Source organism: Arthrobacter sp. E1SS-5, from assembly GCF_057073715.1.
The window spans coordinates 1,362,010-1,378,396 of record NZ_CP172703.1 but is presented as its reverse complement, the minus strand read 5'-3'; the positions used below and the strand labels follow the sequence as shown (position 1 = coordinate 1,378,396).

The following is a 16,387-nucleotide window of genomic DNA, read 5'->3' as shown; positions in this document are numbered from 1 at the left end:
TTGTCGTGTTGTTGTGAAAGACCGGGTTGTTGCGGTCTCAGTAGCTGGCCGGGCAGGAACCCATTCCGGCAGTTGAGCCGGTGATGGTGTCAGCCCTGATGAACCGGTACTGGTTGGTCCACCGGCTGCCGTTCCGTTCGTAGATGTAGTACCAGCGGCTTGAGCCCCATCCGTCGCGGTAGCACTCGAGTCCAAGGTTGGAGCCCTGCGGCATCATGTAGGACGTGCAGGTTCCGCTTGACCAGTGGTCTCCGCTGCCCTTGGCTTCCTCAAGGCAGCTGTTGACCCGGACCGTGACGTTCCACAGCTTGGGTCCCGGAGGCGGCGGGGCGGCACCGCTGCTGGACGTGTCACTGCCGATGCGTCCCGGCTGTCCGGCGCTGACGGCGCGTACCTCCAGCTTGTGCGTCTGGCTGAAGCCAACGCTCTTGGAGAAGCTGCGCTGTGTGGTGTCCTGCCATGCGCCGTTGTCCAGGCTGATCTGGTATCCGGTAACAGCGCGCCCGTTGCCGTCCGGCTGGTTCCAGGTCCAGGAGACCGTCTGGTCACCCACTCCGCTGCTCTTGCTGCCGGTGACATTCGGGGCAAAGGCCAGGCCATACGGGTTGACGGCATTCGATGGCGCACTGGCGTCACCGGCGGAAGTGCTGCGGGATGAAACCGCCCACACCACCACCGATGTTTGCGTGCCGTTGGCTGCCGCCACCACGCCGCCACCGGCGGGGATGGAGCCTGACCCCCCTCCGGACGTCAGGCTGTAACGATAGGTGATTTCGCTGGTCGCCGAGCCGTTCCGCTGGGCGTCCGTCAGTGGCGTAAACCGAACATCGATCTTGCCGCCGTTGCCGTTGGTGTCCACCAGGGAGGCCGAGGGCGCTGCCACCGTTCCGGGTTTGCCCACCGCACGCGTTGCAGTCGACGGCGCGCTGGTGCCGCTGGTGCCCGCCTTGTTGGTGGCCGAAACGGTGAAGGTGTAGCTGGACTCCGAGTTATCCACCGTGACGTTCTGCGACGTGCCGGCCACCTGCTGGTTTGCAACGGCGGCTCCGCCCCGGAGCGTGGTCAGGGTGTAGCCGGAGACGGCGTCACCATTGTTATTCGGCGCCGACCACACCACCCTCAGCTGGCTCTGCGAACCCACGGGCGTCGCCTGCGCCACGCTCGGCGCTGCCGGTGTTGCGGGCACGCCGGCGGGAACCTCGGCCGCAGAATACGGGCTCCACTCAGACGGATCCTTGGCGTCGTTCCGGGCCAGGACCCGCACCTTGTAGGACACGCCGTTCTGGAGGCCCTTCCACACGTAGTTGACCGACGTCAGCCCTTGGATCTGGGCGTTCTGGCCTGCAGGAGCCGGCGAGATTTCCAGGTCGTAGGACTTCACGGGTGAGCCCTTGCTGGCCGGAGCGGTCCAGGCGACCGTCAACTGCTTGTCACCGAACTTCAGCGACGGCGCAAGAGGCGTATCCGGCTTCACGTCCGGTCGGACATCGGCCGAGGCCGGGGAGCGCTCGGACTCACCGAACTCGTTGGTGGCCGTCACCTGGAAGTGGTACGTCGTGTTGTTCGTCAGGCCGTTCAGCGTGCAGGTGTTGGCAGGGCAGTCCTGCCGGAAGCCTGCCTCCCCGTACACGGTGTACTTGGTGATGGCTGAACCGCGGTCGGCGGGCGCGGACCAGTTGAGCAGGGCGGTTTGGTCCCCTACGCTCTGGGCCTGCGGCGTGGTGGGAGCCGTGGGCTTGTCCTTGACAGTGAGCCGGACCCGGGCCGTGGCGTGCCGGGAGCTGTCCTGTGTCTTGTCCTCCACCGTGTACGCAACCACCAAGGTTCCGGTGAAGCCCGGCGCCGGGGTAACGGTGATCGAATCACCGTTGACGCCCACGCTGCCGCTGCCGGTCTCGGTGTTCGCGGCAATGATTTTCAGCGGGGTTTCCGGAAACGGGTTGGCGTCGTTTGCCAGGACGTTGATGGTGACGGGCTTTCCTGCCGCAGCGTTCGGCTCGACGTCGTCGTTGGCCACGGGCTTGGGCCGGTTGGAAGCCGTCACGGCAAGCTGGTAGGTGGCAGTGGCCTCAAGCCCGCGCGGGTCCGTCGCCTTGACCTGGACGGCAGCCCTCGTACCAGTGGCCATCGAAGCCGCCGCCGAGACCTTCAACGTCTGGCCCTCGACCCGTACGTCGAAGCCTCCCGGGGAGTCCCCCACCAGCTGGTACTTCATCTTCTCGACGTCGTCCTGGTCGGGGTCGGAAGTCAGCTTGCCCAGGTCGGTGCTGGCCGAGTCACCCTTGGGAACATCCACGTTGGCGCCCAACAGCTCCGGCGGATTGTTCTTGTTGGGGTCCGGCAGCACCTTGGTCCGGATGCTGAGGGTGGACTTCAGGCCGGCAGGATCGTCAGGCCCCGTGCCGTCGGTCACCTCGAAGGTGAGCGATCCAGGGCCTACATAGTCGGCACCTGCGGAATATTTGAGCCCGGCACCGTCACGGATGATGGGGTCCCCGCCCTCAGCTCCGATGAGCTTGATCCGGTCCGCCTGGGTGATGCGGGGCGAGCGGCCGTCGCGCACCTTGACCCATTCCTTCAGGTCGACGTCGACCGACTGCCCGGCCACCACTTCCAGGACCTCGTCCTTGGCCAAAGTGGGCACCTGTTGGCCCAGGCCGGGCACCCAGATGATGGCGGTGGACTGCTGGCCGTCCACGTCTTCCACGGTGTAGGGGATGAGCTGGGGCTGTTCGGTGAGGTCCACCAGCACGTTGCCGTTGCCGCCCGGGCGGGCAGTGGCGGCCTCGGTGCTGATCTTCAGGTTTTCGCCTACACCGTCCGGGTCCTCGTCGTTCTTGAGGACTGGCACATCCACGGCGGTCTTGCCCATGGCCTGGGCGGAGGTGACCCTGTCGTCGCGGGCGATCGGGGCCTTCAGGGGCACGTCATTGTCAACCACCAGGCGGATGGTGGCCTGGGCGGTGGCATCGCGGTCATCGGCAACCGTGTACCGGACGTTGACGGTGCCGGCCTCCTTGGGGGCCAGGAGGATGATGCGTCCGCTGTTCTTGCTCACGGTGGCCTGCAGGGCTGGATCTGCCTCGATGCCGTCGGTCAGGATGCGGATGCGGTCGCCGTCGGGATCGGTGTCGTTGGCAATGGCGTCAACCGCGATCTGCCGGCCGGGGCGGACCCGGACTTCATCATCCACCGGGGTGGGCTTCTGGTTGATCTCGCCCCGCGGTGCAATGCCCACCGTCACGGTGCCTGTATTCGCGGCGCCTTGCCGGTCCACCACTTTGTAGCGGAACGTGTCAGTTCCCGCACCGTCGCCTGCGGCCGTGAAATCGATGAAATTGCTGCCCACGGTGGCGGTACCCATGGCAGGGGTGCTGTCGATGCCGGTCAGCTGCACGGAGTCGCCGTCGGGGTCGATGCCGTCCAGGGGAACGGGAATCCGGACGGTGCCGGCCGCCACCACGCGCGCAGTGAGGTTCCGCGGCTGCGGCCGGGAGTTCTCCGCGCCTTCGAGCGGGAGGATGTGGATGGTCACGGCCGCGGCGCTCTTCTGGCCCTGCGGATCCACCGCGTTGTAGATGGCCCTGACTGTCTTGGGTTGGCTGCCCGCGATGAAACGCAGGGTGTTCTCGGAAACGAAGCTCTTGCCGTCGGCGGGATCAACCGCCTGCGGCAGGACGGGATCCACGCTCAGTTCCTGCCCCTGCGGGTGGGTGTCGTTGTCCAGGACGGGGATAGTGACTACGTCATTGACGCGCACATTCACTTCGTCCGGCTTGGGCTGCGGCGCTTCCACCACGGCCGGCGCAGGGACGGGCACCACGGAGACACTGCCGGTGGCGGACTTCTTGCCGTTCGACATGGTGTATTCGAACAGGATGGGGTCCTTGGTCCCCAGAATGTCGGTGATCCGGAGGACACTGTGGTTGATCACACTGACGGATACGGTGGCGTTGTCCGGAAGCTTGACGGACTGCAGCACCAAGACTCCCCCTGAAGGGTCGGAGTCGTTCGCCAGCGGGTCCAGCAGCACGCTTCCGCCGGTGGGCATCAGGGCAACGTCATGCACCGCCACCGGATCGCCGCCGTCGTTCCCGGACTCCACGTCCACGCGGATAAGTCCCTGGCTGCTTTGCGGCCCGTTGCTGGCAATGTAGGTCAGGTAGACCGGTCCGGGGGTGCTGCTGCGGAAGGTAAACGTGCCGCCGTCGGTCACGGGGCCAAGCTCCGCCGGGCCGTTGGCTTCCACCTGGGCCAGCCGGAGGGCACCTCCGTTGGGGTCGACGTCGTTCTTCAGCGGGGAGATCACCAGGTCCTGGCCCACCACTGCGGTGACGTGGTCGGCGTTAACCACGGGTGCCAGGGCGCCCGGCGGCTGCACATTGACCACCACCTTGCCGGTAACCGTGGCGCGGCCGTCCCAGATGGTCACCTGGACATTCTTCTTGCCGGCCGTGGCGCCGGAGTCCTGGAAAGTGAGGAGCCCGTCGCGCCGGACCTTGACCTGGTCCTGGTCGTTGTCGGCCTTCGCGTCAAGCAGGACCAGGTCGTCGCCGTCGGGGTCGATCCAGTCGGTGAGGATGTTCTGGCTGACGGTCTTGCCTTGTTCCACCAGCATGGTGGTGTCCTCGCCGCGCTTGAACTTAGGCGGCTTATTCTCGTCCGGTCCCACTACGGTCAAGGTGACCTGGCCGGTGGCGGACAGGCCGCGGCCGTCGGAGGCGCTGTAGTTGAAGGTCTCCGTGCCCGGTCTTGCATCTGCGGGAACGGAGATTTGGAACGCTGTCCCGCCGTAGATGCTCTCAAGGGTGCCGGACTTCGGTGCGGCCTCCGGCGCCACGGCAGCGGTCAGCACGTCACCGTCGGGGTCGGAGTCATTGTCCAGAACACTCAGGATAGTGGTGCGGCCGGGACGAACGCCCACGGCATCAGGCTTGGTTTCCGGCGGCCGGTTGGGCTTGGTCCGGTCCGGGAGGACATTGATCGTATTGTTGTCCGCGGACTCCTGGTCCTGGTCCTCGGACTGGTTTTTGGGCGGAACGACGTCGTCCCAGTTGTTGACCAGCTGCATGTTCTGGTTCACCAACCACACATTCCCGGAGTTCACATCATTCAGGACCACCAGGTCCCGGTTCACCCGGAAAACATACGACGGCGACGCACTCGCCTTGGGCACCGCAACATTCTTATCATCACCATCATTAGTGCAATCCCGCACATACTTGTTCGCACCCGACCACGCCGCATGCACACACCCACCCAACTGCACCGGCGCAGCAGGAACACCCTCACCATCAAACGACACAGTCTTCGCCGTACCGCCATCCAACGGCTGCTTCAACAACGCCTTCCGCGTCGCCACCGCCACAAAATCACTACCCGGCCCGGCCTGCTGAAGCTTCGCATCCCGCGCATTCTCCAACTGCATCCGCTTACCACCGGGCAAAAACAGGTTCCCCGCCGCAGCATCCAACACCACCGGCTGATCCCCCACCACCGTCATCTGCAGATCCCCGGCACCCTTAAGCCCATCCCACGTGCTCGAATCCGACGACGTCACCGCACCATCAGCATCCACCCCCGTCACCGTCACCGCGCCCGTCTTCGGATCCGCAGAATAAATCCGGTCATCAGAACCAACCGCCGACACAATCCCCGCAGAGCCCACCATCACCGGCTCCGACGCTTCCTTGTCAAAACCATTCACCGTGGACGGCGACACCGCCCACACCTTCCCCGACGCAGCATCCGTCACCGAAATCGTCCGCGCACCAAAACTCACATCAGCCGCCCCCGGCAACTGCTTATCCCCACCCAGCCGCATATTCGCCGGCGACACCTGGTTCAACGTCGAACCAGTCTCATCATCAACAAACACCTCACCGGCATGCTGCAACACATCAAACGTCGTCGACGCCGGAGTCACCGCCCCATCCAACACCCGCGACGGATAATTCAACCGCCCCACAGCATTCTTCGACTTCGACACCACCCACACGCCACCGTCATTCAACTCCACCTCAGTGGTCTTAAACCCCGGATACAACACAGCACCCGTCACCACCACAGCCACCACAGCACCAAACGCAGTACCGGTGACGAGTTTCCTATGTCGCTTTTTCAGCCCAAGCTTCCCCAGCAGAGTTGTCACAGCGTTACTTTTCCCTCAGATTGTGTAGCCAGATGGCGGCCCGTTCGCAGGACAGGCAGCAGGCTTCCTTTTTCCGCGGCAAGCCTACCGAACCCCTGCAAGCCCCGCGATGGGGACAACTGCCCGCAGGATTCCGGAACTGCAGGTGTCAGCAATGCGGTGCTCCCAGCGATGCAGGGTCCGCAAGCGTGGTGTGGCCGGCGATGACGTACCGGCCGACGTTGCGGGCCGAGCCCGATTCCACGCGCCACCAGCGGACGATGCCGTTGCCGGACCAGTTATCGCTCTGGTCGATGTAGCACGCCACCATGATGCGGTCCTGGTCCGCCTTGTAGAACCACGGCGGGCTGTCGGCGTTGACGCCGTCACAGTCGAAGTAGGGACTTGGCCGGTAGTTGGACCCGCCCAGGGTGAAGGTACAGCTCCGGACGAAGTTGGGGTCGGAAGTCTTGATCCTGGTTTCCCAGAGCCCCTGCTTGCCCGCGTTGGCGCTGGCCGTGACCACTGCACTGCCGGTGCCCATGGAGTTGAAGGTCTGGACGGCGATGGTGACGGTGTCACCAAAGTTTGCCGTGTTGACCGTCCTGCTGCCGGAGGGGGCAACGTTCTCCCACCCGCCGTTGTTGATCCTGATCTTGGTCTGCGCCACGTCATTGGTGCTGGTGGACGGTGAGGACCAGTTGAGGGTGGCCGACTTCTGGTTGACGGCCCCGTTCTGCCCGGAGGCGGAAGGGGTGCCGGGAGATCCGTAGGGCGTCGTCGTCGCGGGCGCACTGGCATCCGAACTGGGCGCCACCGTGGAGTTCGCGACGACGGTGATGCTGACGGCCGTGCCGTTGCTGAAGCCGCTGATGATCTGCCCGGGTGTGATGGGCCCGCGGGCGCCGTTGCTGGCGTTGTACGTGTAGCTGACTTCGTTCTCGGCTGAGCCGTTGCGTTCAGCCGCCGTCAGCCTGCGGAAGTCCACCGTCACCGCGCGCCCGGCTCCGCCGGTGTTCGCCGGCGTGGCTGTAACTCCGGAGACCGGAGACAGCTTGCCGGTGGCACGGCGGGGCGCCGAGGGCGGACTGACCGCTCCCTTTCCGGCCTTGTTCTCCGCCTGCACGGTGAACGTATAGGCAGCCTCGGAGTTGTTGGCGGTGAAGTTGGCCGTACGGACGTTGCCCGGGACGGCCTGTGTCTGGTCCGCAGCGTTTCCGCCGCTCATGGTGACGTAGTAGGTGCTGATCGGGTCGCCGTTGGTGTTCGGTTCGGCCCATGTGACCCGCAACTGGTTCTGGGTGCCCACGGATGATGCGACGGCGGATGACGGTGCGGCCGGTGCCGCGGGCACGCCGGCCGGGTTGTCTTCCGCAGAGTAGGTCCCCCAGTCGGACGGGCCAAGCTCGTTGACAGCCTGCGCGCGCACCTTGTACTTCACGCCGTTGGTGAGGCCGGTCCAGGTGTAGTTCAGCCCGGCAACCTCGTTCTTGACCGCAACCCCGCTGGCCGGCGGCGGCGAAATCTCCAGGTTGTAGTGTTTCACCGGCGAGCCCTCCGTCTTGGCAGCGGGCCAGTTGACGGCCATGGTCTTGTCACCGGCTTTGACCGTAGGCGCTTCCGGCGGGGACGGCTTTTCGTCAGGCCGGATTTCGTTGGACTGCGGGGAAGCCTGGGAGTCCCCCACCTCGTTGGTGGCCAGCACCGTGAAGACGTACTTCACATTGTTGGTGAGCCCGCTCAACGTGCAGGTGGTGGTGGGGCACTTCTGCTCGAAGCCGTTGTTCGAACGGACGGTGTACCCGGTGATGGGGGCGCCGTTGTCCGACGGCGGTGCCCACTTGAGCACCGCGGTGCGGCTGCGGACGTCGGTGGCGCTGGGCGCCGAAGGCGCGTCGGGTTTGCCGCGGACGGTGAGCCGCAGGCGCCCGTCGACCTGGCGTGACAGGTCCCCCGTCTTGTCCCCCACGGTGTAGCGGACCACCATGACGCCCTTGTACCCGTCAGCCGGGGTAACGGTGATGCTGTCGCCTGCCACTGCCGGCTGCCCGGCCGCGGCTCCGGTCTCCACCGTGGCGCCAATAATCCTCAGGGGTGTGTCCGGGAACGGATTGAAGTCGTTGGCCAGGACGTTGACCTGTTCCGTCTTCCCGGCGTTGACTTTATCCACCACGTCATCGTTGGCCACCGGCAGGGGCCTGTTGGAGGCAACGTGGCGGGCCGTGATGGTGGCCCCTACGGCGGGCGACCTGCCGTCGGTGACCTTCACCTGGATGTTTCCGGTGACGCCGATGCCAAGGGAACCGTCGGCAGTGATGGCGAGCGTGGCGCCGTCGACCTTTGCGCTGAACCCGGCGGGAAGCGTGCCGTCCAGTTCGAAGCGGAGGTTGTCCTTATCCCGTTCGTCCACGTCCTTGGCCAGCCCTGCCAGGTCGACGGTTGCCGTTTCGGCTTTCGGAACGTCCACGGAGGTGCCGCTGAAGGTGGGCGGGTGGTTGGCGTTGGGGTCCGGGATCACCTTGGTCATGATCACCAGCGTGGCTTTCAGGCCGTCGCCATCGTCCGGTCCGGAGCCGTCCGTCACCTCGAAGGTGATGGAGCCGGGGCCCACATAATCGGGTTTCGCGGTGTAGCGGAGGGCCTTGCCGTCGGACTGGATGACGCCCTCCGGCGATCCGCCCTGGACGCGCACGGAATCAGCCACGGTGACCCTGGCAGTACGGCCGTTGCGGACCCGGACGTACTCGGCAAGGTCCAGGGTGATGTCCTTGCCGGACATGACTTCGACCGGCTCCGTTTTGGCCAGGGTGGGGTACTGCACGCCCTGGCCGGGGATCCACATGAGGGCCGTGGAGGTGAGGCCGTCGACGTCGGTCACCGTGTAGGGAATCAGCTGGTCCTCCGGGGTCAGCGTCACCACCACGTTGCCGGAGCCGCCCACGCGGGCGTTGGGGTTGCCGTCGGGCAGGCTGATGTTGAGGTCTGCCGCCACGCCGTCGGCATCGGAGTCGTTCTTCAGGACGGGTACGTCCACTGCGGTCTTGCCAAGGGTTTCGGCCACCGTGACCCGGTCATCCTTGGCCACGGGCCGTTTGAGCTCCGCATCCGGGCTGGTGCGGATCCGGATTACGGCGCTGGCGGAGGCCTTCTTGTCGTCCTGGATCCGGTAGCTGATGCTTTCGTTGCCGGCGGCCGCGGGTGCGGTGAAGAGCACCTTGGCACCATCCGTTGCCTCGACCTGCAGGTCGGGTGCGGCCTCGAAACCGTCGGAAACCAGGCTGAGGGGGTCGCCGTCGGGGTCAGAATCGTTGGCCAGGGCCTCCACGGCCACTTTGCGGCCGGGCCGGACATCGACGGCGTCGTCCACGGCGATGGGTTTTTGGTTGTTGGCTTCCGGCGGGGCAATGCCGACGATGACGGTGCCGGTGTTCTCGGCACCGATCCGGTCACGGACGCGGTAGGTGAAGCTGTCGGTGCCCGCGGCATCACCCGCGGCGGTGAATTCCAGGTAGCCGTCCCGTACCACCGCTGTTCCCATGCCGGGTGCCTTGTCAATGCCGATGAGCTGGACGGAGTCGCCGTCGGCGTCGATGCCGTCGAGGGGCACGGGTACCTTGACCGTCATACCTGCCACCACGCGGGCTGTGAGGTTCCGCGGCTCGGGCCGGGTGTTCCGGTCGTCGTCGCGGGCGCGGATGCGGATAGTGACCTGCTGGGAATCCACCTGCCCGGAGGCGTTCTGCACCTTATAAATGGCGTAGACAGTTTTTGCCTCGGGTCCGGCGATGAATCGGAGCTGGTCGCCCGCCACGAACATGCGCCCGTCCGCGGCGTCAGGCTGCTGGGCAAGATCGGGCAGCAGGGTGAGCTTGGAGCCGTTGGGGTCGGAGTCATTGGCCAGGACAGGGATGGTGACGACGTCGTTGACCCGGACCGTGGCCTCGTCCGGCTTTGCCTGGGGCGCCTGGAGCTTGGCCGGGGCAGGAACCATCAGTACGGCAATCTCGCCGGTGGCGGAGGAGCGGCCGTTGGAGACGGTGTACCGCACGGTCAATTGGCCTTCGGCGCGGATGTCCGTAATCCTCACCACGGAGTGGTCAAGCACCGCGACGCTCACCGGCAATCCGGCGTCGGCGGTCACCGACTGCACCACCAGGACACCGCCCGACGGGTCGGAGTCGTTGCCAAGGACGTCCACCAGGACGTCGCCGCCGGTGGGCAGCAGCGCGGTATCGCGGACGGCAACGGGCGCTCCCTCATCGGTGCCCGGCACCACGTCCACGCGTACCAGCTGCTGCGCGCTGGCGGGGCCGTTGGTCGCCAGGTAGGTGACGTAATGCGCCCCGACGGTACGGGAGTTGAAGGTGAAGGTCTGCTGGTCCGGGTTGAGGGTGGCGGTGGATTCAGCATCGGGGCTGGCCTGTGCCAGCCGCAAAGTCCCGCCCTGGGGGTCGGAATCATTCTTCAGCGGCGTGATTACTGTGTCGGTGCCTGCAACTGCCACTACGTGGTCTGCGTTGGCGATGGGAGGCAGGGCGCCGGGGCTCCGGACATCCACGGTGACCTTACCCTCTGCGGTGGACTGTCCGTCGGAGACCGATACGGTCAGGACCTTGCGGCCGGGGCCGGAGCCGGAGTCCTGGAAGGTCAGCTGACCGTCGGGCCGGATCCGCGCCTGGTCCAGGGGGTCACTGCTGGAGACAGAGACGGCGAACAGGTCGTCGCCGTCGGGGTCCATCCAGTCGGTGAGGATGTTTTGCGTGACGGCCTTGCCGGATTGGACCACCAGCGTGGTGTTCCGGTTGGGCTTCTGGCGCGGCGCGGTGTTGGTGCCGGGCGGGACGACGTTCAAGGTGATGTCCGCCGACGCGGAGAGGCCGCGGCCGTCGTCCACCGTGTACTTGAAGGTTTCGCTGCCTGTTTTGTCGGCGGGTACCGCGATCTGCAGGCCGGTGGAGCCGTAGATGGGTGACACTGCACCGGTCTTGACCCCTTCCGGGGTGCGGACGGTAAGGACGTCGCCGTCGGGGTCGGAGTCGTTGTCCAGCACCGGCAGGATGGTTGTCTTTCCGGCGCGGATGCCGAACTGGTCCGGCTTGGCCACCGGGGCATTGTTGGGTTTGGTGCGGTCCGGCAGGACGGTCTGCTGGACTTCGTCGGCGGAGTCCTTGTCGGCGTCGTCGGAGGTTTCCTTGGGCGGAATGACGTCGTCCCAGTTGTTGACCAGCTGCATGTTCTGGTTCACCAACCACACATTCCCGGAGTTCACATCATTCAGGACCACCAGGTCCCGGTTCACCCGGAAAACATACGACGGCGACGCACTCGCCTTGGGCACCGCAACATTCTTATCATCACCATCATTGGTGCAATCCCGCACATACTTGTTCGCACCCGACCACGCCGCATGCACACACCCACCCAACTGCACCGGCGCAGCAGGAACACCCTCACCATCAAACGACACAGTCTTCGCAGTCCCGCCATCCAACGGCTGCTTCAACAACGCCTTCCGCGTCGCCACCGCCACAAAATCACTACCCGGCCCGGCCTGCTGAAGCTTCGCATCCCGCGCATTCTCCAACTGCATCCGCTTACCACCGGGCAAAAACAGGTTCCCCGCCGCAGCATCCAACACCACCGGCTGATCCCCCACCACCGTCATCTGCAGATCCCCGGCACCCTTAAGCCCATCCCACGTGCTCGAATCCGACGACGTCACCGCACCATCAGCATCCACCCCCGTCACCGTCACCGCGCCCGTCTTCGGATCCGCAGAATAAATCCGGTCATCAGAACCAACCGCCGACACAATCCCCGCAGAGCCCACCATCACCGGCTCCGACGCTTCCTTGTCAAAACCATTCACCGTGGACGGCGACACCGCCCACACCTTCCCCGACGCAGCATCCGTCACCGAAATCGTCCGCGCACCAAAACTCACATCAGCCGCCCCCGGCAACTGCTTATCCCCACCCAGCCGCATATTCGCCGGCGACACCTGGTTCAACGTCGAACCAGTCTCATCATCAACAAACACCTCACCGGCATGCTGCAACACATCAAACGTCGTCGACGCCGGAGTCACCGCCCCATCCAACACCCGCGACGGATAATTCAACCGCCCCACAGCATTCTTCGACTTCGACACCACCCACACGCCACCGTCATTCAACTCCACCTCAGTGGTCTTAAACCCCGGATACAACACAGCACCCGTCACCACCACAGCCACCACAGCACCAAACGCAGTACCCGGGAACCACCGCGGGCGCGAAAACCGGCGCTTCGGCATGGCGGCAGCAGTGCTTTGGACGCGCGTTTGTCCGCGACGTTTCATTTGTTGAATCTCCCCAGATTTCTGGCTCACGGCCGGATACCGGCTTCCATGGAAGCCGGGCAGCACAACAGTACCGCTAATTCCCCAACAAGTGGATAAACAGTTACAAGGACGCCGTCAGCAGGACGACGGGCCGGGATACACCAGGGGCTAGTCCAGCACCAGGCCCTTGCCGCGGCCGCGGGTGAGGCGTACCGGGTTGATCTCGCCGAACCCGCGGACGTTTTCGGGGGCCTGCGGGATCAGGACAAACCGCTCGTCGTGCTCCAAAGCGGAGGCGGTCATGGAGTCCACCAGGACCGTGCCGGGATCGGCGAGGGTGGTCAGGCGTGCTGCAAGGTTGACTGTGGGGCCGTAGATGTCTCCAAGGCGGGACAGGATCCTGCCCCACACCATGGCCACCCGGGCCTCCGGAAGAATCTCGTCCTCGGTGAAGGCTTCGGCCAGCGCCAGGGAGATTTCGGCGCCGGCGGCCGGGGTTTCGGCGATGTAGAGGACTTCATCGCCCACCGTCTTGACCAGCCTGCCACCGCCCACCGAGATGATCTCGGCGCACTTGTTTTCGAAACGCTGGACCAGCCGGGCCAGCGTCTTTTCGTTCATCCGCCGGGACAGGCTGGTGTAGGACACCAGGTCCGCGAAACCCACGGCACGGGCCAGGGGCAGCGGCGCGTCGTCCTCGTCGCCTTCCCGGCCTTCTTCGCTCGCCTGCAGGCCGGCTTCGGCACGGACGGCGAGCCGCTGGACACCGGCATTGAGCTGGCGCCGCCAGGAGTACACCAGGACTTCCTCGAGGGCGTCCACCAGCGCCGGGAGCTCGTTGACCAGCCGCTTGCGGGCCACGGCATCCGTGACCCCCTGTTCGTGGACCATGTCCTCCACCAGGGCCTCGATCTGCCAGACCACCATCCGGTCGGTCATCTGCCCGATCGACCGGGTGACCGATATTGCCGCTTCCTCCGTGAGCTTGCCGGCGCGGACCAGGTCAACCACGGTGGACAGGGCCGCCTGGTCGCGCTCGGTGAAGGCAACGTCCTCATCGCCGAAGTTCGGGAACCCCAGGGCGCGCCAGAGTTTTCGGGCGGAGAGCAGGGAGAGGCCTGCGCCGGCGGCAACTTCACGACGGCGCAGCTTGCGTTCCCCGCCCAGCAGGCGCGCCTCGAGGGCTTTCATGGCCAGGCGTTCGGCGGACATGGCGCCGGTGGGCGGGTGGCGGTCGACGGCGGGCATCACCGGGTCGGACGCGGGCCCGGACCCCGACGGGTCGGCGGCGGAGTCGGCGCCGAAACCAGAAGCGGCAGGCTCAAGAGCGGCGGATTCAAAAGCGGCAGAATCAAAGGCGGCGGTGCCGGGTGCGATGCTGTCGACGCGTTCCTGCTGGTCCTCATCGGTCATCCCGTCCACCTTCTCTCATATCCTCCGGAAATGCACCGGCGGGGTCATACGTCACGCCGCCCGGCTGGGCTCCGCTTTCATCCGGCAATTCCCCGATGGCATCGAGGATAAAGTCGCGGAACCTCGCAACCTCAGGCACGTCGCGAAAGGTCACCACGCCCTGGTACCCGGTTTCCAAGGATATATTCCCGGAGCGCACCAGTCGCTGCAGGACGGATTCGTGGACGGTCAGGTTACGGACCGCGGCGAGGTTCACCTGCTGGTCCCGCCGGTTCAGAAGGCCGTACCGGGCCACCATCCGCTGGCTGGTCAGGGTGTAACGGGTGCCCTGCCAGCGCAGCAGCCGGGGCAGGCAGTAGCCCAGCCACACCGCCGCAGCCGCGAGGACACAGGCGCTGACCAGCCACGGCGTCCACTGGCGGCCGAGCACGGGTGCCAGGCGCGCGGCACCGCCGCGGATAATCCAGGCGCTGGCATAGGCGGCCAGAGCCGGGGCCAGCACGAAGGCCACGGCAGCCCCGGCCAGCCTCCTGGGCTGCGGGCGGGTTGTGACGATGACCTGCTCCCCGGGAACGAGGGTTTTACGCATAACCGCCTTGGTCCGCCGCATCCGGCGCTGTCCATGGCCGCAGGTGCACCACGTCCCCGGCAGTCACCACATGCTCACGCCCTTCGCGGTCCACCACCAGCAGCGAGCCGTAATCGTCAAGCCGCGAGGCATGGCCAATGATCTCGTGGTCGCCGGGAAGCTGGGCCCGCACCTGCTTGCCCAGCGTGACCATGACGGCCTCCACCCTCTTGTGCAGCGACGGCCCACCCGCCAGGCCTGCGGTGGGGTCGCCGTCGGCATTGCAGAAACTGCGGTACAGGACCGCAAAGTGGGACAGATAGCTCTTCAGCAGGGCGGTGCGGTCGGTGGTGCGGCCACCTTCGAGGGCCACCGAGGTGGCGGTGGGAACGGGAAGTTCACTTTCGCGCAGGGTGACGTTCAGGCCAGTGCCCAGGATGACGGGAGGCACGTTGCCGTCCGCCATCGGTCCAAGCTGCGCCAGGATGCCGGCGATCTTCCTGCCGCGCACTAAAACGTCATTGGGCCATTTGAGCTCGGCGGGGACGCCGGCGGCTTCCAGGAGGGTCTCCCGCAGCGCCAGGGCTGCGATCAAGGAGAGCCAGGAGTAGCTCTGGGTGGGCAACGGCCGTCCGTCCGCATTGACGGGGCGCAGGACTACCGAGACGGACACCGAGCTAAGCGGCGGAGCCTCCCAGTGCCGGTCCAGCCGGCCCCTGGCGGCAGTCTGGTATTCGGCGGTCAGGACGGAAAGGTCCGGCCAGGCTCCGGGATCCACCGTGGCACCGCGCAGGAGGTCAGCGTTGGTGGAGCCGGTGGAATCCACCACGTCGATCCGGGATATCCCGGTGGCGGACAGGAAACGCTGGTCTGCCAGGTCCCCTCGAATCAAGGGGGTGACCGGTGCGTGTGCGTCGTCCATACCTAAATCCTACCGAGCGGACTACCGCGCCGGTGGCGCCGTTACAGGAAGATGTCCGGAACCAACCGGTCCTCGGGTGCCCCAAGGCTGTAGGGGCGGAAGTCCGTCACGCCGGCGGCGGCCAGGACCTGCTCGTCCGTGTAGAAGTTGCCCGACGGCGGCGCACCGGCACCGAGGTTGGCTCCGGTCAGGACGGCATGGGCGGCGTCCGCCATGATCTGGGGGCCCCGCGCGGCCATAACCATGGTCTCGCCATGGGGCATGTTGCGGATGGCCGCCGTGTCGATCAGGGTGCATGGCCACAAAGAGTTGACCTGGATCCCGTCCGCCTTCAGTTCCTCGGCGAGGCCCAGGGTGGTCAGGCTCATCCCGTATTTGGCCATCGTGTAGGCAAGATGCTTTCCCGCCCAGGAGGGGTGCAGGTTCAGCGGCGGCGAGAGTGTGAGGATGTGCCCCTGTTCCGAGGCCCGGAGCGCCGGCAGGGCGGACTTTGACAGCAGGAAGGTGCCGCGTACGTTGATGTCCTGCATGAGGTCGTACTTTTTCATGTCCACCTTGTCCGTGGTGGAAAGGTCGATGGCGGACGCGTTGTTGATGACGACGTCAATGCCGCCAAACCGCTCCATCGCGGCATCCACCGCGCGGGCCACATCTTCGTCCCTGCGCACGTCCCCTACCAGCGGCAGCGCCTGGCCGCCCGCCGCCACCAGTTCCTCCGCGGCAGTGTAGACGGTGCCCTCCAGCTTGGGATGCGGCTCCCCCGTCTTGGCCAGGATCACGATGTTGGCGCCGTCGCGGGCAGCCCTTTTAGCTATGGCGAGCCCGATTCCGCGGCTGCCGCCGGAGATCAGGATGGTCCGTCCGCCTAGGGAACCTGCCGCCCGGTAAGGGCTGTCGGGAGCATGCAAAGCATCGTCGCTTGAGGTCATGGCACCACTGTAGCCCAACTAAGTTACCGGTGAGTAACATTGCTGGGAGGCGGCTGGAATGGCAGAAAATTGTAGGTTCCCTACAGCCGTGGGCGCCCAAAGC

At 65.7% G+C, this 16,387-nt stretch carries 7 protein-coding genes; 1 reads left to right on the top strand and 6 read right to left on the bottom strand.

Translation table 11 applies throughout. The features are described 5' to 3' along the window. Positions 1–37: 37 nt before the first annotated feature. The gene (locus tag ACIGJD_RS06375; protein ID WP_483689441.1) at positions 38–5,671 is read right to left on the bottom strand and encodes an Ig-like domain-containing protein; all 5,634 of its coding nucleotides are present in this window, start codon (positions 5,669–5,671) and stop codon (positions 38–40) included. A gap of 37 nt (positions 5,672–5,708) precedes the next feature. On the opposite strand from ACIGJD_RS06375, the gene ACIGJD_RS06370 reads away from it, so the two are divergent. Beyond that, entirely contained in the window at positions 5,709–5,954 is a 246-nt protein-coding gene (locus tag ACIGJD_RS06370; RefSeq protein ID WP_483689568.1) for a hypothetical protein, read from the top strand. 345 nt (positions 5,955–6,299) lie between these two features. Here the strand turns inward: ACIGJD_RS06370 and ACIGJD_RS06365 are convergent, their stop codons facing one another. The 5 genes from ACIGJD_RS06365 to ACIGJD_RS06345 all read right to left on the bottom strand — a co-directional run bounded on the left by ACIGJD_RS06365 (position 6,300) and on the right by ACIGJD_RS06345 (position 16,284). After that, positions 6,300–12,425 (bottom strand): Ig-like domain-containing protein, encoded by a 6,126-nt coding sequence (locus ACIGJD_RS06365; RefSeq protein WP_483689440.1) that lies wholly within the window; start codon positions 12,423–12,425, stop codon positions 6,300–6,302. 195 nt (positions 12,426–12,620) lie between these two features. After that, a complete protein-coding gene (locus ACIGJD_RS06360; protein WP_483689439.1) occupies positions 12,621–13,700 on the bottom strand; it encodes an adenylate/guanylate cyclase domain-containing protein in 1,080 nt (359 codons plus the stop codon). A 154-nt stretch (positions 13,701–13,854) separates the two neighbouring features. Then, the gene (locus tag ACIGJD_RS06355; RefSeq protein ID WP_483688790.1) at positions 13,855–14,454 is read right to left on the bottom strand and encodes a PH domain-containing protein; all 600 of its coding nucleotides are present in this window, start codon (positions 14,452–14,454) and stop codon (positions 13,855–13,857) included. Further along, the gene (locus ACIGJD_RS06350; protein WP_483688789.1) at positions 14,447–15,355 is read right to left on the bottom strand and encodes a biotin--[acetyl-CoA-carboxylase] ligase; all 909 of its coding nucleotides are present in this window, start codon (positions 15,353–15,355) and stop codon (positions 14,447–14,449) included. Before ACIGJD_RS06350 ends, ACIGJD_RS06355 begins: the two co-directional genes overlap by 8 nt. 41 nt (positions 15,356–15,396) lie before the next feature. Beyond that, a complete protein-coding gene (locus ACIGJD_RS06345) occupies positions 15,397–16,284 on the bottom strand; it encodes an SDR family oxidoreductase (RefSeq protein WP_483688788.1) in 888 nt (295 codons plus the stop codon). Positions 16,285–16,387 lie beyond the last annotated feature (103 nt).